We start from the raw sequence: 18,711 nt of genomic DNA on the forward strand, positions 1-18,711 counted from the left end.
GAGTAAAATATGAAGAAATTATCCGGTGCGGAAATGGTGGTTCAGTCTTTGCGTGACGAAGGCGTTGAGTATTTATTTGGTTATCCAGGCGGTGCCGTATTGGATATTTATGATGCAATCCATACTCTTGGTGGGATTGAGCATATTTTAGTTCGTCATGAGCAAGCCGCGGTACATATGGCAGATGGTTATGCACGTGCGACAGGTAAAGTAGGTTGTGTGTTAGTGACATCTGGTCCAGGTGCAACCAATGCGATTACGGGGATTTTGACCGCTTATACTGATTCGGTACCAATGGTGATCATTTCTGGTCAGGTAATGAGTAGCTTAATCGGCCGTGATGCGTTCCAAGAATGTGATATGGTGGGGATTTCTCGTCCAGTGGTTAAGCACAGCTTTATTGTTAAAAAAGCAGAAGACATTCCAGGTATCTTGAAAAAAGCCTTTTATATTGCTTCAACAGGCCGTCCAGGTCCCGTTGTCGTAGACATTCCAAAAGATACCGTAAATCCAACTTTAAAATATCCTTACGAATATCCAAAATCTGTAGAGCTTCGTTCTTATAATCCAACGGTAAATGGTCACAAAGGTCAAATTAAGAAAGCATTAAAAGCATTATTAGTGGCTAAAAAACCGGTTTTATTCGTGGGCGGTGGGGCAATTGCGGCAGGTTGTCATGAAGAATTAATACAGTTCGCAAAACGTTTAAATTTACCGGTCACCTCATCGTTAATGGGTTTAGGCGTGTACCCAAGTACGGACAAACAATTTTTAGGCATGCTTGGGATGCACGGGACTTATGAAGCCAATACAGCCATGCATGAAAGTGATTTAATCCTTGGTGTTGGTGTTCGTTTTGATGACCGAACTACTAACAACTTAGATAAATATTGTCCGAATGCAAAAGTGATTCAGATTGATATTGACCCAACCTCTATTTCTAAAAACGTCCCTGTTGCGATTCCAATTGTAGGTAACGCGAAAAATGTATTGGATGAGTTCTTAAGCTTATTAGGTGAAGAAATTGGTTCGCGTCCACAAAACCAATTAGAAGATTGGTGGAAACAAATTGATGAATGGAAAGCGAAAAAATGCTTGGATTTCGATCGCACTTCAGGCGTCATTAAACCACAGCAAGTCATGGAAGCCGTATATCGCATCACAAAAGGCCAAGCTTATGTGGCATCGGATGTAGGGCAACACCAAATGTTTGCCGCATTACATTATCCGTTTGATTTACCGCGTCGTTGGATCAATTCGGGTGGTGCGGGTACCATGGGCTTTGGTTTACCAGCTGCATTAGGGGTAAAACTTGCGCATCCTGAAGCAACTGTGGTTTGTGTAACGGGTGATGGCAGTATTCAAATGAATATTCAAGAGCTTTCAACAGCAACACAATATGGTATTCCTGTTGTGATAATTTGCTTGAACAACCACTTCTTAGGCATGGTAAAACAATGGCAAGATTTGATTTACTCAGGCCGCCATTCTCAAACTTATATGAATTCTTTACCGGATTTCGTGAAGTTAGCAGAATCTTATGGTCATGTGGGAATTCAAATTTCTACGCCAGATGAATTGGAAAGCAAATTACAAGAAGCCTTCAGCATTAAAAATAAATTAGTCTTTGTTGATATTAACGTCGATGAAACTGAACACGTTTACCCAATGCAAGTTCGCGGCGGGGCAATGAATGAGATGATTTTAAGCAAACCACAAGAGGAGAAAGAATAATGCGTAGAATTTTATCTGTTTTATTAGAAAATGAATCCGGTGCATTATCTCGTGTGGTCGGCTTATTTTCCCAACGTGCATTTAACATTGAAAGCTTAACTGTGGCACCAACCGATGATCCAACGCTTTCTCGTATGACGATTGAAGCGGTGGGTGATGAGCAAGTACTCGAACAAATCGAAAAACAACTTCACAAATTAGTGGATGTGTTTAAAGTTATTAACTTGAGTGAACATGAGCACGTTGAGCGTGAAGTGTTATTAGTAAAAGTGCGTGCAACAGGTTCATCGCGTGATGAGTTAAAACGTTTAGCCGATATCTTCCGTGGTCAGATTGTGGATGTAACAACAAAATCCTACACAATTCAATTAACAGGTACAAAAGACAAATTAGATGCTTTTGTTGAGGCTGTGAAGGAAGAAAGTACATTACTTGAGATTGTTCGTTCAGGCTTAATTAGCCTTTCCCGTGGTGAGAAAAATATTCTCTAATAATGTAGAAAGTGCGGTTAAAAATGACCGCACTTTTGAAAACGAAAAAAGGAAGTCATGATTGACTTCCTTTTTGTTTATTCTGAATGAATATTAAGCTTCCGATTTATTAGTGAATGCGATATATAAACAAACCACAAAGCCGGCAAGTAAAACATAAGGCGTAAAGGTTGGAACGCCAGTAGGGGCAGCCGCGAAACCAAAGTTATGCGCCGCTGCTGCGCCCAGTAACATACCGAGCACAAATAATGCTGAGTCATTATTTCCTTCACCAATATTGACTAATTGTTTGCCTGGACAACCGCCGCCTAATGCAAAGCAAAGTCCGCAAAGCGCCATAGAAAGGAAATTGTAGAGATAGTCATTATGCGCGATAGGTTGTTTTTCAAAGCCTAAATGAAATTGGCCTAGTAAGGCATTGGTTATTGCCGCAAAGACAATCAGTGCAATCACACCATTTAATAAATGTGCATCACGGAAGAGGACAAAGTTTCGGAATGCCCCTATTGTGCAAAAACGTGATTTTTGCATCAGCACACCGAGAAGTAATCCGCTAGCAAGTGACATCCAAATAGCCGCATGTTGTGCACCAGGCCCTTTTTCAGAGGTATAAATCGCTAGATTTTCACCAAATTTAAATTGGGTTAAGGCTAAAACAAGCAAAATCACCGCAAAGATTGGACCGATTAAGCTAGAAGATTGGCTTTGTTCCTTAGATTTACCTAACGAGAATCCTCGATTAGCGAAGAAAATGCCACCCAATACGCCAGCAAATAATCCTACAATACCTGCAATTGCGGTGAGATCACCTCCACCTAATCGTAAATAAGCACGCCATGGACAACCTAAGAAAATGAGCGCACCAAGCATCGCAAAAAAGCCTAAGCTAATACGCGCAAGTGGGGCAGAGCCACTACGAGGTTTAAATTCCTTAGATAAGAATGCACTGATGAGTGCACCTAAAACTAATCCAATGAGTTCTGGGCGAAGATATTGCAATGGGGCAGCGTGATGTAATCCAAGCGATCCAGCTGTATCGCGTAAGAAACAAGCCGCACAAAATCCCATATTACCAGGATTGCCATTGTAAGTGAGAAGTGGCGCAACGATACCAAGTGCAGCACCTGCAACCACAGGCCAAGTTAAAAATTTCATAATTAGACCCTTGTGATATCTGAAGTTAAATTGAATTGTGTGTTTTTAATAATAAAAACAAAGGTATTGTAGAAAGAGTTGAAAAATAAAGAAAGTTTATTTTTTTGAAATTGTGAGCGGGATCAATAAATTGATATTAGTAACCTTTAACTCCATCTTCCCAAATGCAATTCCACAACATCGACTAAATGTCGAAGGAATGTGGTGTCTTGGTTATTGTGGAAACGGTCTGTGTCTCGAGATTTGAAGAGTAAAAGTGCGGTTGGTTTTTGAGGTGTTCCGCCTAAACGGCAAATCGCCACAGAGCCGATAGGGAGTTCTTCAGGGAGGAATATGAGGGCTTTTTCTTTATTGGAGAGATCGCCTAAATAGAATTGGCGTAAACCCATACGCTCTAAGCGAATGAGTTCAAAAGCTTTTCGGTCTAGACAATATTGTTCAGGAATGCTGTCCTTTTTTTGCCAGCTGTCAGTGAAAAGTAAGATTTTGGCACCTTCTAGCTCATAGCCTTTTGCCCAGTCATCAAGCTTTTCATTGATGGCAATAAAGTCTTCTGTTTGAAATAGTTTTTTCTGCAAAGGCAAGAGAGCAAAGAAGATATCTGCTTCTTGATGAGCAAGTTGATGAAATTTTTCGAGGAGTTGAGTGAGCGTTTTGATTTGTTCTCGTTGCTGAGCAAGCTGTGCTTTGACTAACGAAATCGTCCCTTCTTCATGGCTATGAGGAATGGTAAGCTGTTGAAGTAGTTCTGGGTGATGAGTAAAAAAATCCGGGTGATTTTTTAGGTAGTCAGCAATATCTTGTTCAGTCATCAAAAACTCCTTAAAAAATAACCGCACTTGGTTATGCCAAAGTGCGGTTTATTTTTATGCGGTTTTAGGCCGCAAATGGATCGCGTAAAATCATTGTTTGAACACGATCTGGACCTGTTGAAAGGATAGCTACCGGCACACCAGTTACTTCTTCGATACGTTTGATGTAATCACGGCAAGTTTGCGGTAGTTTATTTACATCAGTCACACCGAAAGTGTTTTCTTTCCAACCAGGTAAGGTTTCGTAAATTGGCTCTACGCCTTCCCAATCTTTCGCTGCTAGTGGTGCATATTCAACGATTTCGCCATTTGGCATTTTATAAGCCGTACAGATTTTAACTTCGTCAAAGCCATCTAATACGTCTAATTTGGTCATACAGAAACCAGAAATCGAGTTAAGTTGAATTGCACGACGAATGGCCACGGCATCAAACCAACCACAGCGACGTGGACGACCGGTTACTGCACCAAATTCGTTACCTTTACGAGCAATTTCTGCGCCAGTTTCATCGAATAATTCAGTGGTGAATGGACCTCCACCAACACGTGTACAGTATGCTTTGATGATACCTAACACATAATCAAGGTTACGAGGACCAAACCCAGAACCTGTTGCTACGCCGCCTGCAGTAGTGTTTGAACTGGTTACATAAGGATAGGTTCCATGGTCGATATCAAGCATGGTGCCTTGTGCGCCTTCGAATAGGATGTTGTCGCCATTTTTACGAGCAGTATCTAAAATAGTTGTGATATCTGCTACCATGCCAGTAATAATATCAGCTACCGCGAACACATCGTCTAATGTTTTTTGATAATCAACAGGTTCTACTTTGTAGTAGTTCACCAATTGGAAATTATAGTATTCAAGGATATTTTTTAATTTTTCAGCAAAGGCTTCACGATTGAATAAATCGCCCACGCGTAAACCACGACGAGCTACTTTATCTTCATAAGCAGGACCGATACCACGACCGGTTGTACCAATGGCTTTTTTGCCTAATGCAGCTTCACGCGCGTGATCCATTGCAACGTGATAAGGTAGGATTAATGGACAAGCTTCTGAAATTAATAAACGTTCACGTACTTTTACGCCACGGCTTTCTAATTCGCCCATTTCTTGCATTAATGCAGCAGGAGAAAGCACCACACCGTTACCGATTAAACAGGTCACGTTATCACGTAAAATACCTGATGGAATTAAGCGTAATACGGTTTTTTCACCATTAATAATTAAAGTGTGACCTGCGTTGTGACCACCTTGGTAACGCACCACATATTTAACGCGATCTGTTAATAAATCAACGATCTTGCCTTTCCCTTCATCGCCCCACTGAGCGCCAAGAACAACAACACTTTTTCCCATAATTTCCGCCTTAAGTTTGCGTAAGTTTATAAATCAGACAAACGATTACTTTACTCTTTTTTGGTCGTAATCTCAAATTTTAAACGTAAAAAAGTGCGGTTATTTTAAACCGCACTTTCAGTAAATTTTTTATTCAAACAATGATTTGTGTAATGAACGAACCACGTCATCTGCTTTGTCGCTCATCGCGAGCATACAAATGTTATTGGTGCTTGCACCATAACTAATCATGCGGATGTTATAGCCTTCAAGGGTGTCAAAAATACGTTTCGCCACACCTGAAGCAAGGTGTAAATCATTTCCAATTAATGCGACAAGAGATAAGCCTGTATCAACTTTCACAGTGCAGTATTGACTTAATTCTTCTAATAATTCCGGAGAAAGTAATTCTACACCAGATGACGCTGAGCCAGTTTTATCTAAGGTTAATGCAATGCTTACCTCAGAGGTTGTGATCGTATCGACTGAAATTTTATATTTCGCTAAGATAGTGAATACATTCGCCAGGAAGCCCTGTGCATGTAGCATACTGAGACTTGAAAGCGTTAGTAGGGTTTGATCGCGACGTAATGCAATTGCACGGAATGTTGGGCGAGGTTGCGGATCTCGTGTTACCCAAGTACCACCAGCTTCAGGTGCTTTACTTGAACCCACATAAACAGGGATATTACTACGAACGGCAGGAAGCAATGTCGCAGGGTGTAATACTTTCGCCCCAAAGGTTGCCATTTCGGCTGCTTCAGCAAAGCTCATTGTATCAATACGTTGTGCATTTGGTACGACACGTGGATCGGTCGTATAAATACCTGCCACATCAGTCCAAATTAAGACATCTTTTGCGTTTAATACTTCAGCTAAAAGTGCAGCAGAGTAGTCACTACCACCACGGCCTAAAGTAGTCGTTTTACCGCTTGGTTCACGACCGATAAAGCCTTGAGTGATAACTAATTCACCTCGATCGATTAATGGTTTTAATAAATTATCGCAGTTCGCTTGAGTTTGTGAATCATCTGGTGCGGCTTTACCAAAGTTATCATTAGTTGCCACTAAAGTACGTACATCAACCCAGGTTGCAGATGTCTGTAATTCTCTTAATACTTCAATGAAAATTTGCGTTGACATCATTTCACCATGACTAATGAGCTCATCAGTTAAAGCAAGTGATGTCGCAAGGCTAGCGGCTTCAGAAAGTGCGGTAATATTTTCTAAGTATTTTTCAATGACAGGGCGAACACGGCTGTCGTCTTTTAATTCATTTAAAATATTTTCTTGAATTTGGCGGACTTCACCAATTAATTTTGCGCGTTCTTCAGCTTCTACGCCATTGGCTAAGGCAACTAATAAGTTTGTTACACCAGCAGAGGCAGAAAGCACGACAACGCGAGTATTAGGATCTGCAATAACGATTTTGGCACAAGCTTGCATAGCGGAATAGTTTGCGACAGACGTACCGCCAAATTTTGCTACCGATAAATGAGACATAAGATAATCCTCTAAAAATGAAAAAGTAAGATGTTGTGTTTTATGATGGCTATTAGAAATAGCGATTTAAGTAAAAATTGTCAAATAAATATGATAAAAAATCGTATAAAAATCTTTTTATTTAGATCTTTTTTGATTAAATAGGGTAAAAATTAAAGAATAGTTAACTATTCAGCAGGTATTGGTAGCGGTTCTGGTGTGCCGAGAAAGTAGGGTTTTACTCCGATAATTAAGTCTAATACGGCTTTCACGCGAGCAAACATTTCGCGGACACGTGTCCCAAAATAAACTTCTGGCTGTTTTGCGGTGAAACAAATGGCATCAATATCGTAATGTTTAGCAATAAGCAGCGCGCGTTCACAATGGAATTTTTGACTGATGATCGTAAAGGAAGGAACTTGGAAAACTTTATTTGCTCGCACAACAGAGTCTAAGGTGCGGAATCCTGCAAAATCTTTAAACATGACGCTTTCAGACACGCCCATTTTACGTAGATCCAAAAACATGGTACGTGGTTCGTTGTATTGAATCGTGCGGTTATCGCCACTTAGCAGTAAATAATCGACTTTATCTTGATCGATTAAGAGTTTTGATGCCTCTAAGCGATAGTCATAATATTTATTGGTTTTTCCTTTGGTGACATATTTAGACGTGCCTAGTACCAATGCGTAATGGCGATGAGGAAGTATTTCGACGTCTTCATATACGCGATCCTGTACATAGAAACTTACGGCACGATCAATTATGAAACAACTTATTAATGCAACCAAAGAGAACCCCAAGACATAGCTAAGGAGCTTTTTTAAAGGAAGGCGTAACGAAGCTAAGAGTGCGGTCATTTTTGATAGCATTTGAGAGAGTAGTTGCATCTAACCAACATACTTAAAAATTAAAGTAAGTTCAAGTGCAATTTATCTAGGAAATGGATAGAATGAAATTTGGCCGTCTAAACGGCTAAAATTTCTTGACAAAAAAAATAAGCTGTTGATAATTGGCGAATCACCAATTTAAAAGGTTATTATTTCAATGGCTGTGCAAAATGCCGTGCTTTTTCAAGACAATCCCCTCCAATTAATATTGGGTGGGCAGCTTTCGCCTATTAATGTCGCGTATCAAACTTACGGTACTTTAAATGCAGATAAAAGCAATGCTGTATTGATTTGTCATGCCTTAACAGGAGATGCCGAACCTTATTTTGATGAACCGAATAAAGATGGTTGGTGGCAAAATTTTATGGGGGATGGTCTCGCATTTGATACATCTAAATACTTTTTTATTTGTTCAAATGTATTAGGCGGATGCAAAGGAACAACGGGACCAAGCTCAATTAATCCCACTACGGGAAAACCTTATGGCAGTCAGTTCCCGAATATTATTGTTCAAGATATTATTAAAGTACAAAAAGCGTTACTTGACTATCTAGGCATAGCGCATTTAAAAGCTATAGTGGGTGGCTCTTTTGGCGGTATGCAAGCCACCCAATGGGCAATTGATTATCCGGATTTTGTGGATAACATTGTGAACCTTTGCTCTTCAATTTTCTTCAGTGCAGAAGCCATTGGGTTTAATCATGTGATGCGTCAGGCTGTCATTAATGATCCGAATTTTAATAATGGCGATTATTATGAAGGGACACCGCCTAATCAAGGGCTTTCCATTGCTCGTATGTTGGGAATGTTGACCTATCGGACCGATGTACAGTTAGCCAAGGCATTTGGGCGAGCAACTAAATCTGAAGGACAATTTTGGGGTGATCACTTTCAAGTGGAATCCTATTTGAGTTATCAAGGTAAAAAATTCTTAGAGCGTTTTGATGCCAACACCTATTTGCATTTATTGCGTGCGCTCGATCTGTATGATCCAAGCGTAGGGTATACAGACGTAAAAGAAGCCTTGTCCCGAATTAAAGCCTGTTATACATTAGTTTCAGTGACAACAGATCAACTATTTAAATCCATTGATTTGCATAAAAGTAAACAGCTTTTAGAGCAAGCAGGCGTAGATTTAAGATTTTATGAATTCCCATCAGATTATGGTCACGATGCGTTTTTAGTGGACTATACAGCGTTTGAAAATAAAATCCGAAGTGGATTAGAAGGCGAGTTTGAATAAGAACAATAGAAAAGGCGGAAATCTCCGCCTTTTTTGATCGTTATAGATGGGTCACGAAACGTGATAAATCTTTTGGTTTACAGTCTCTTTCTAATTTTTCAGCGGCCGTACCAATTTGTAATAAGGCAACGATCTTATCATTTTTGTCGCAACCAAACGCTTCACGTAATTCACGCCCTTCAACGAGAGGACCAGTTGCCCAAAAACTTTCAAAACCCAGTGCGTTGCCCGCAAGTTGAATCGCATAAGTTGCTGCACCTGCAGTAAGCATTTGTTCCCAACCTGGTACTTTTTTCACTTCATGATTAATTTTAGCAATTACCGCAATGACCATCGGTGCACGGCGTGCAAAATTCTCTGCTTTTTTTAATCGCTCTTCACCTAACTCAAATTCAGCTACTGCAGCTTTGAGCAAGCTTTCCAATTTACTTAAACCTGTGCCTTGAATTACCACGAAATGATAAGGCTCAAGCTTACCATGATCAGGTGCATGTAAAGCGGCTTGAAACATTTGTTCTAATTGTACTTGGCTAGGGGCTGGTGCCGTTAATTTTTTATTGGATTTACGTTGTGTTAAAAGAGTTAATGCATCCATAGTATTTTCCTTCTTCTAATTAAGTGCGGTTGATTATAGCATAGTTTTTCATGGGACTTTATGATAGGCTACGCACAATTTTTATTTCTATTTTAAAGGTTTAATTTCGCATGAATAACATCTTAAGCGTATTGAAATTTTGTTGTAAAGCGCTCAATTTTATCCGAAATCTTGTGATGAATTTTGTGTTTTTATTATTTGTTTTAGCGTTGATTTTTCTTGTCGGTCTTTTGGGGGATGGTAAGAAAAGCCAAGTCTTATCAGGTGATCAAGGTGCATTATATTTAAATTTAACGGGCTATCTTGCGGATAACACGGAAGATATGTTGAGTTGGGAAAAGGAACTCCAACGTTTAAATAATGAAAAAGTCTCTTATAAATATTCAACCTTTGATGTGGTGCAAAGTATTTTATCTGCGAAAGATGATGAACGAATTCGTGGTTTAGTGTTGAATTTAAATGACTTTGAAGGGGGGGATCTTCCATCATTAGAGTATGTAGGAAAGGCCATTCAAAGTTTTAAAGAATCAGAAAAGCCAGTTATTGCTTATGCTGACAATTACACACAATCACAATATTTTCTTGCGAGTTTTGCGGATGAAATTTATCTTAATCCGATTGGACAAGTCGGTATTCAAGGTTTACGTTATGAAAATCTTTACTTCAAATCCATGCTCGAAAAACTTGAAATTACGCCGCATATTTTCCGAGTGGGGACATATAAGTCTGCGGTAGAACCTTTCTTGCGTGATGATATGTCACCAGAAGCACGAGCGAATATGCAGAAATGGCTTGGGGGTATGTGGCAAAACTACATGCAAACGTTAATGGTTAATCGTCATATTACCGCTAATGATGTATTACCGAATGCACAAAAATATATTAGTGATTTAAAAGCCTTAAAGGGTGATGAAACGGCTTATGTGAAAAAACGTCAGTTAGTGACACATTTTGCGACAAAATTGGATTTAGATAAAAAATTGACCGCATTTTTTGGTCAAGATGCAGAGGGAAATACTAAATTATTAGATTTTGAAGATTATTTATCTGATTTAGGTGATCGTTTCTCTGTTGATCCAAATGAAAAAAATATCGTTGCTGTAGTTAATGTCGAAGGGACCATTATTGATGGTGAAAGCGATGAAGAATCAGCTGGTGGCGATACCATCGTGAAGTTATTAAGACAGGCCTACGATAACGAGAAAGTGAAGGCGGTTGTTCTGCGCGTTAACTCACCGGGAGGCAGTGCGTTTGCCTCTGAAATTATTCGCCAAGAAACTGAAAACCTTCAGAAATCAGGTAAACCTGTTGTGGTATCCATGGGGGGCATGGCAGCCTCTGGCGGTTATTGGATTTCTTCAACTGCCGACTATATCGTGGCAGATAAAAATACGATTACGGGTTCAATCGGGATTTTTGCATTATTCCCAACCTTTGAAAATACAATCAAAAAAATGGGAATGAGTACTGATGGCGTAGCGACAACGGATCTCGCGGAAACGTCAGCTTTAAGTCCATTGGGTAAAAATACACAGGATATTTATCAACTTAGTATCGAAAATGGTTATGATCGTTTCTTAGAGGTGGTAAGCCGTGGTCGTCAATTATCAAAAGATAAAGTGGATAAAATTGCTCAGGGCCAAGTTTGGTTAGGGCAAGATGCACAGAAAAATGGTTTAGTGGATGAATTAGGCGATATTGATGTAGCCATTGATAAAGTAGTCGCACTAGTCAATCAACATCCCGATAAATACATGGATAATTTCAGCGTGCAATGGTTGGTGGATGAAGATAGTAGTTTCTTAGCTCAATTAGATCGTAAGCTTAAACAAAAAGGTCAAGCGTTACTGACAAATTGGTTAGGATTACCACAGGAAGTGCATCAAGTGAAAAAACAACTGAATGTCTTGACTAAATTTAATGATCCAAAAGGGCAGTATTTGTATTGTTTAAATTGCGGTTCGGTTAAGTAAAACAGTAAAATGTAAAAAGGGCGGAATATGATTTCCGCCCTTATTTTTTCTTTATGGTTAGGGGACTGTTGTTTGCCAAGCATTTTCATCAAGCAATTGACCAAAATGACTTTCTACAAGTAGGCGAGTAATGTTATTTTGAGGATTGGTAAAGATCTCTCTTGGTGTACCTGATTCGATAATTTCACCTTCATCCATAACTAGCACTTGATCCGCAATATGTTTGATAATCCCTAAATTTTGTCCAACATAAATATAGGAAATGCCTAAATGTTCTTGTAAATCTAAAATTAGATTAAGCAATTGAACACGAACGGAGGCATCTAATGTACCAAGTGCATCATCGATAATAATCACTTCAGGCTGAAGAATGAGTGCACGAGCCAAAGCGATCCGCTGTTTTTGACTGACCGAAAGATGTTTAATTTTCAGATTCGTATAATCAGGATAAAGCCCCACCAGAGAAAGTGTTTCAAAGATCTTTTCATTACGCGTTTCTTCATCCCAATCGGTAATTAATCGCAGTGGTGCATCTAAGGCTTGTCCAATATTTAAACGCGGGTTAAATGCTGAATTCGCATCTTGGAAAACCATTCTGATATGTTGTGCACGATAGTGAAAATCTTCGAATTGTAACGGTAAATCATTAAATAAGATTTTTCCTGAAGTAGGGGGAGTAATCCCCGCAATCATTTTTACTAAGGTCGATTTACCTGAACCATTTTTACCGATAATCGCAAGCGTTTCTTTACGGTTAAGCGTAAAGCTGACATCTTTTACCGCATAAAATTGCTCTGAGCCAAAAAGTTTGGCAGGTTCATCAAAGGTTTTACTGAGATTTTCCACTTGTAATAATGGCATTATTCGTTTCCTTTTGATTCGGTATTTAGCGTAAGCGGTGAAGTTGCAATTTTATCCTTAAACTGCCGTTCTCGAAGATTAATTGGATGATGGCAGGAAAACTCATGCTGTTTAATGCGATATCTGCTTGGCTTTTGAATACATTCACGCTGAGCAAAAGGGCAGCGAGGTCCTAAACGGCAACCAATCGGCATTTGTTCTAAAATCGGCACAGTCCCTTCTAATGTTCCTAATTTGCTTTTAAAACCTAAGGGGCGACTAAAATCCGGAACAGAGTAAAGCAATGCTTGTGTATAAGGATGATGAGGCATTTCTAATATTTGGTCGGTTGGCCCAGACTCTGTATTTTGCCCACAATAAAGAACGGAAATGCTATCACACCATTCACTGATACTTTTAAGATCGTTACTGGCTAATAAAATTGTCGTGCCTTGGTTTTGATTCATACTTGAAAGCAAGCGGAAAATTTGCAATGCCGTAATGGACTCCAAAGAATTAGTGGGTTCATCCGCAATTAATAATCGAGGTTGATTCGCCACTGCTACGGCAATCATCACTTTTTGGCCTTCACCTTCAGTGAGCTCATTAGGATAACTCGCCATAATATCTTGGTGGTCTTTAATGCCTACACGGTGTAGTAATTCAATCGCACGACGTTTTTTCCAACCAAACCATTGCCACCAATGACCTTTAAAGGTCCAGTTTGGAATACTTTGAATAAGCTGTTTACCGATTTTTCGACTTGGATCTAGGCAGCTTAATGGATTTTGGAAAATCATTGAAATTTCTTTTCCAACGATTTTTCGACGTTGATTCGGCGTCAGTTTAAGCAATTCAACATCATTAAAACGAAAACGGTCAGCGGTGACAATCCAGTTATCTTTAATGGAATTACTGATTACTTTAGCGATTAAACTTTTACCTGAACCAGATTCACCGACGAGCCCTAGAATTTCCCCTTCATTAAGCGAAAGATTGACGCTGTCCACAATTTTCATGCGACCGTTTGGTGTTTGAATTTCAATATTAAGATTGCGAATATCTAACAGCGCCATGGGTTACTCATAATATTTATTGATTGCTTTACACAATCCGTTAGTAAAAATAATGCTTAATAAAATGGTGAAAATAATAGCAAAGCCCGGTAATAAAACTGTCCAAGGGGCAAGATAAATCAGCTCTAACGAATCTTTAATCATTGCGCCCCATTCTGGCATTGGACGTTGTGCACCTAGAGAAATAAAGCTGAGAGCCGTAATATCTAAAATAGCGACCACAAATGCTCGAGAAATTTCTTGTGTATAGACGACACTAATATTCGGCAAGATTGTAGTTTTTAATAATTCCCAGTTTGAAATACCATCTAATTTTAGTAAGAGTACGTAGTCTTTCTTTAGTTCTTGCTGAATTGCTTGATAAATGGCATGTACAAAATACGGCAAAATAGCCAACAGAGTGGCAAACATGGCATTTATTAAGCTCGGTTCCATTAACGTCGAAATAATAATGGCAATCAGTAAAATAGGGATAGATAAAAAGGCGTCAAAAAAATGACCTAAAAAACGAGATTTAATCCCTTCTGACATACCGGCAAGAATACCTAATGCGCCACCAATAATTGCCACAGCAATGACCACTAAAAGAGAGGAACCGAGAGTATATTGTGTCCCCATAATTAATCGACTGAGTACATCACGACCAAGATCATCTGTACCAAAGAAAAAAGCAATACGACCTTTTTCTACCCAAGATGGCGGCATGAGTTCTTCTCCGACAAACTCCATGCTTTCGCTATAAGGCATAATGAGTTTAGGAAAAAGTGCGGTTAAAATCAGAAGGCAAAATAAATAGAAACAGAATAATGCCACACGATTCTGACGGAAAAGCAACCAAATCTGAAAGAAGGAGGTGCTTTCACGAAATTCATCAGGTTCTCTATCTTGCATACCAGCCCTTCTTATTCAATGGATCTAATATAAACATGAGCAACTTGGCGAACGTATCAATAATAATGATACAAATACCAATTACTACCACGCCGGCAGAAATACTGTTGTAATCTTGTTGGGTTACGGCATCAATCAGCCAACGTCCTATTCCTGGCCAACCTAAAACGTTTTCTACCAACATACATTGTGTTAATACTAAGGTAAATACACGCGTAAGTTGTGGAATTAATAACGGAAAAGTATTGCGGAAAACATAACGTCTTAAAATCGTCCATTTTGACCAGCCACGCGTTGCTGCCGCTTTAGCATATTCTTGTTGAAGTAAATAATCAGCCCGTTGCTGAATAATGCGGATAAATTCCATGGTTGGCAGAATACAAAGCACTAATGTTGGCAAGGCTAAATGTTGTAAAACATTTTGTACGATTTTAGTTCGGTAAGGCACATCCACAAACCACACATCAATAATAGGGAATCCCGTAATAGGTTTGATTTCATAAAGCAAATTATATTGTCCAATGGCGGCAATCTCCCAGCTTTGAATCGCGGCCACATAGAGCAAAATCGGGGCAAACCAGAAAATAGGAATAGACAAACCAACATTAGAGATACTTTGCAATGCGCGTGCACAAGGACGCTGATTATAGACCGCACTTAATACGCCGAGAGGAATACCTAAGATGCAAGCCAATAAAAGTGCGGTAAAACAGAGTTCTAATGTGGGTGGTAATACAGTAAAAATTAAATCTTTTAACGATTCTCCGCCATTATAGGTAATCCCTAAATCGCCCTGTAACAATGATGTAAGGTAATGATAATAAGCGCTATAAATGTTATTTGTGACAAGATCGGCATTGAGTGGATCTCGCATTAAAATCACAAAACTTAATACGGATAAAATCAATAATAAAATGCTTACCCAAATGACATAACGAATTGCTGAAAAGAGCATTATTTTTTCTCCTTATTTTTCATGAAATACAAGGTAGAAAAATTGATGCTACCAAATGGGGTCATCTCAATTCCTTTTACATTACCACGTGCGACTAAAAGTCGTTTTACGTTTGCAATTGGTACAATAGGTAATTCGTTTAAAATGAGGTCTTGTGCATTGTTATATGCTTTAGAGCGCTCATATAAATGATTGGTCGCTAGTGCACGATTCATCATCTTATCAAATTCAAGATTACACCAATTTGATAAATTCGTGATTTCATTTTGCGTATCACAACTTAAAATCGGGCGCATAAAACCGTCAGGATCAAGGTTTCCAGCAAGCCAACCGGTTAAGATTAAATCGTAATCTTCTGTGCCTTTGCGTAATTGTTCGATTAAATATGTACGTGTGACTGACCGCACTTTAACATCCACGCCGGCTTTGGCTAAATCCCATTTAATGAGCTCCGCCATTTTAATTGGGGCTGGGTTATACACTTGCTCTTCATTCATCACCCACATATTTAACGTGAGTTTTTTATTGCGTAATGCTTTTTCTGCTTCTGCAGGTTGATAATCATAAGGAAAATCAGGCGTATTAATTGCCGAAGCCCAAGAAATTTCAGGAATAATGTTATTCGCTACAGTTGCTGTGTTGTGGTAAATATTTCGCACAATTCTAAAACGGTTCAAGCTTTGCGAAATGGCGTGGCGAATGGTTTTATCCTGCATTAATGGCTTTTGGAAATTGAAAGCCAAATAGGCCAAGTTCATTCCATCCGTAGATTGCAGATAATAACGATCATCTTTTTCGCTTAATAAACCGAGTTGGCTAACTTCAGGATAAGAAGCAATTTGGCATTCATTATTAAAGAATTTTATTAAACGCCCCGTACGATCCGTAGAAAGATCCACGATGATATTTTTAATTTTAGCTTCTTTTTTCCAATAATCCTCATTACGAACCAAGCGAACATATTGGTTATAAACGTAATCTTTCACTTGATAAGGGCCCGTGCCAACAGGATGCGTATCCAATTGGGTGAGATTATCATCGGCACTTAATTGGTATGCATATTCTTGCGAGAAAATAATAGAGTATTGGCTAGCAAGATGGGACAGAATTGACGCATCGGGTTCAAACAGATCAATTTTAACCTGATAAGGATTCGTTGCTGTGATACTTTTAATTTTTTGATTCAGCTTAATACTTTCAAAATAAGGAAAGTGTACCTTCTTGGCCTGTTCGTGAAAGATTTTATATTGCGGATTTTTGTAGGTGACTACATCATCTGAGAGTGTTGGCAAGTAAGTATCATGACCTAAAACGCGATTAATTGAAAAGACCACATCTTCTGCATTAAAGTCACGTGTTGGTGTAAACCAAGGAGTACGATGAAATTTCACCCCTTTACGAAGATTAATGAGAATTTGTTTTCCATCAGATGAAATAGAATAAGATTGGGCTAACACAGGAACGAGAGCCGCACTATGATCTTTAATATCAAATAATTTGTTATAAATTTGCTCCGTCACCACATTCATACTGGTGCCAGCGTCTGCAGTTTGTGGGTTAAAAGAAAAACCCGATGCATTTGTGCAGTATGTTAAGCCGTTTTCTGTCAGCATTTTGGGTATGCTTGGTGCGGCTTGTGCCAGATTAATTTGGCTCAACCCACACAATAAAAAACAAAAAGTGACATTTCGACGTAACATAGCTTTATTATTAAAGACCGTTTTGTGATAAATTGAGTGAATTGTAAAATATCTTGGCAAAAATGGCTAGTTATTGGATTTTTAGGATATGTTTAAATCAATTAATCGGGAAATTAATCAAATAATCAATCGTGGATTTGACCGCACTTTACGTTTGGCTGTGACAGGACTAAGTCGAAGCGGTAAAACAGCCTTCATTACAAGCTTAATTAATCAATTGTTACATATTAATCAAGAGGGAAATGCACATCTTCCTTTATTTGAGGCTGCCCGAAATCAATCTATTTTAGCGGTAAAACGTGTGCCTCAGCAGGATTTAAGTATTCCACGTTTTGATTATGAAGCGAATCTCAATGATTTAATGAATAATCCACCACAATGGTGCCAATCTACTCGAGGGGTAAGTGAAACACGTCTTGCTATTCGTTTTGAACGCCAATCGGGCTTACTTCGCCATTTTAAAGAACGTGGCACATTATATTTGGATATTTTTGATTATCCTGGTGAATGGCTATTGGATTTACCTCTGCTGAATCTAGACTTTCAACAATGGTCACTCGAACAAGCCAACATTACATCGGGTGTTCGTCAACAGTTTGCGCAAGAGTGGTTGGATAAACTGAAAAAACTCGACCTAAGTGCGGGCGTCAATGAAGATGTTTTAGCGCAGATTGCAAAATCTTATACCGATTATTTACTTGCCTGCAAAGCAGAAGGAATGCAATTTATTCAACCTGGCCGATTTGTCTTACCTGGGGAATTAGAAGGCGCACCTGTATTACAATTTTTTCCGTTATTGCATTTGTCGGAAGAACAATGGCAAAAACTGAAAAGAGAAGTGAAATCCAACAGCTATTTTGCTGTGTTGAATAAACGATATGATTATTATCGTAATAAGGTAGTGAAAGGCTTTTATGAAAATTATTTTTCCACCTTTGATCGCCAAGTAATTTTAGCCGATTGCTTAACACCATTAAATCATAGCCAACAAGCTTTTATTGATATGCAAACAGGGCTTAATCAGCTTTTCAAAAATTTCCATTATGGAAAACGCAATTTACTTAATCGCTTGTTTTCCCCAAATATTGATAAGCTCATGTTTGTGGCAACAAAAGCTGATCATATCACGACAGATCAAATTCAAAACTTAATTAGCCTTATGCGTCAATTGGTGCAAGAGGGCGGTCGCCATGTTGAATTTGAAGGGATTGATACAGAATATACGGCAATTGCTGCGATTCGAGCGACAAAACAAGTTTTAGTTAATCAAAACGGTAAACAAATCAAAGCTATTCAAGGTGTGCATTCTTTAGATAAGCAACTGATTACGCTTTATCCGGGTTCTGTTCCAAGTAAATTACCTAGTGCAGAGTTCTGGTCAAAACAATCTTTTGATTTTGATTCCTTCGAACCTCAAGTTTTACAACAAGGTGAAAGCATCCCACATTTAAGAATGGATGCAGTCTTACAGTTTTTATTGGCGGATAGGTTTGATTGATAGAAAAGTCAAATCAATTTAATTGTCAAATATT

The 18,711-nt window shown here is 38.8% G+C and carries 16 protein-coding genes; 5 read left to right on the forward strand and 11 right to left on the reverse strand.

Annotation, left to right across the window (positions count from 1 at the left end; translation table 11 throughout):
- Positions 1-9 precede the first annotated feature (9 nt).
- Positions 10-1,734 (forward strand): acetolactate synthase 3 large subunit, encoded by a 1,725-nt coding sequence (locus RDV53_RS08195; RefSeq protein ID WP_005695878.1) that lies wholly within the window; start codon positions 10-12, stop codon positions 1,732-1,734.
- Positions 1,734-2,225 carry an acetolactate synthase small subunit gene (gene ilvN, locus RDV53_RS08200; protein WP_005695880.1) on the forward strand — a complete coding sequence of 164 codons (492 nt, stop codon included), beginning with the start codon at positions 1,734-1,736 and terminating at the stop codon, positions 2,223-2,225. Before RDV53_RS08195 ends, ilvN begins: the two co-directional genes overlap by 1 nt.
- Positions 2,226-2,318: 93 nt before the next feature.
- On the opposite strand, the gene yedE is transcribed toward ilvN, so the two are convergent.
- The 5 genes from yedE to RDV53_RS08225 form a co-directional block, all read right to left on the reverse strand.
- Positions 2,319-3,380 carry a YedE family putative selenium transporter gene (gene yedE / locus RDV53_RS08205; RefSeq protein WP_005695881.1) on the reverse strand — a complete coding sequence of 354 codons (1,062 nt, stop codon included), beginning with the start codon at positions 3,378-3,380 and terminating at the stop codon, positions 2,319-2,321.
- Between the two features lie 146 nt (positions 3,381-3,526).
- A complete protein-coding gene (locus RDV53_RS08210; RefSeq protein WP_005695882.1) occupies positions 3,527-4,192 on the reverse strand; it encodes a DUF484 family protein in 666 nt (221 codons plus the stop codon).
- A gap of 64 nt (positions 4,193-4,256) precedes the next feature.
- Positions 4,257-5,555 carry an adenylosuccinate synthase gene (gene purA, locus RDV53_RS08215; RefSeq protein ID WP_005695883.1) on the reverse strand — a complete coding sequence of 433 codons (1,299 nt, stop codon included), beginning with the start codon at positions 5,553-5,555 and terminating at the stop codon, positions 4,257-4,259.
- A gap of 129 nt (positions 5,556-5,684) precedes the next feature.
- Positions 5,685-7,037 carry a lysine-sensitive aspartokinase 3 gene (gene lysC, locus RDV53_RS08220; RefSeq protein ID WP_005695884.1) on the reverse strand — a complete coding sequence of 451 codons (1,353 nt, stop codon included), beginning with the start codon at positions 7,035-7,037 and terminating at the stop codon, positions 5,685-5,687.
- A 167-nt stretch (positions 7,038-7,204) separates the two neighbouring features.
- Positions 7,205-7,906, reverse strand: coding sequence for a SanA/YdcF family protein (locus tag RDV53_RS08225; RefSeq protein WP_005695885.1), 702 nt, complete (start codon positions 7,904-7,906; stop codon positions 7,205-7,207).
- 157 nt (positions 7,907-8,063) lie between these two features.
- Between RDV53_RS08225 and metX the strand changes: the two genes are divergently transcribed.
- Positions 8,064-9,149, forward strand: coding sequence for a homoserine O-acetyltransferase MetX (gene metX / locus RDV53_RS08230; protein WP_005695886.1), 1,086 nt, complete (start codon positions 8,064-8,066; stop codon positions 9,147-9,149).
- Positions 9,150-9,189: 40 nt separating this feature from the next.
- Here metX and RDV53_RS08235 read toward each other — a convergent pair whose 3' ends face one another.
- A complete protein-coding gene (locus RDV53_RS08235) occupies positions 9,190-9,744 on the reverse strand; it encodes a nitroreductase family protein (RefSeq protein WP_005695888.1) in 555 nt (184 codons plus the stop codon).
- Between the two features lie 110 nt (positions 9,745-9,854).
- Here RDV53_RS08235 and sppA point away from each other — a divergent pair, with 110 nt between their 5' ends.
- Entirely contained in the window at positions 9,855-11,717 is a 1,863-nt protein-coding gene (gene sppA, locus RDV53_RS08240; RefSeq protein ID WP_005695889.1) for a signal peptide peptidase SppA, read from the forward strand.
- 57 nt (positions 11,718-11,774) lie between these two features.
- Here sppA and RDV53_RS08245 read toward each other — a convergent pair whose 3' ends face one another.
- The 5 genes from RDV53_RS08245 to RDV53_RS08265 are packed head-to-tail and all read right to left on the reverse strand — an operon-like array spanning position 11,775 to position 17,179.
- Positions 11,775-12,578: a peptide ABC transporter ATP-binding protein gene (locus RDV53_RS08245; RefSeq protein WP_005695890.1), complete on the reverse strand. Its 804-nt coding sequence runs from the start codon at positions 12,576-12,578 to the stop codon at positions 11,775-11,777.
- Positions 12,578-13,633 (reverse strand): peptide ABC transporter ATP-binding protein, encoded by a 1,056-nt coding sequence (locus tag RDV53_RS08250; protein WP_005695891.1) that lies wholly within the window; start codon positions 13,631-13,633, stop codon positions 12,578-12,580. The genes RDV53_RS08245 and RDV53_RS08250 overlap by 1 nt, the downstream gene beginning before the upstream one ends.
- 3 nt (positions 13,634-13,636) lie before the next feature.
- Positions 13,637-14,524 (reverse strand): ABC transporter permease subunit, encoded by an 888-nt coding sequence (locus RDV53_RS08255; RefSeq protein ID WP_005695892.1) that lies wholly within the window; start codon positions 14,522-14,524, stop codon positions 13,637-13,639.
- Positions 14,514-15,479, reverse strand: a complete 966-nt coding sequence (locus RDV53_RS08260; RefSeq protein ID WP_005695893.1) for an ABC transporter permease — start codon at positions 15,477-15,479, stop codon at positions 14,514-14,516. Before RDV53_RS08260 ends, RDV53_RS08255 begins: the two co-directional genes overlap by 11 nt.
- Positions 15,479-17,179 carry an ABC transporter substrate-binding protein gene (locus RDV53_RS08265; protein WP_005695894.1) on the reverse strand — a complete coding sequence of 567 codons (1,701 nt, stop codon included), beginning with the start codon at positions 17,177-17,179 and terminating at the stop codon, positions 15,479-15,481. Before RDV53_RS08265 ends, RDV53_RS08260 begins: the two co-directional genes overlap by 1 nt.
- An 88-nt stretch (positions 17,180-17,267) precedes the next feature.
- Here RDV53_RS08265 and RDV53_RS08270 point away from each other — a divergent pair, with 88 nt between their 5' ends.
- Positions 17,268-18,677, forward strand: a complete 1,410-nt coding sequence (locus tag RDV53_RS08270; protein ID WP_005695895.1) for a YcjX family GTP-binding protein — start codon at positions 17,268-17,270, stop codon at positions 18,675-18,677.
- Positions 18,678-18,711: the final 34 nt, after the last annotated feature.

Source organism: Haemophilus parainfluenzae ATCC 33392, from assembly GCF_031191205.1.
GTDB classification, from domain to species: domain Bacteria; phylum Pseudomonadota; class Gammaproteobacteria; order Enterobacterales; family Pasteurellaceae; genus Haemophilus_D; species Haemophilus_D parainfluenzae.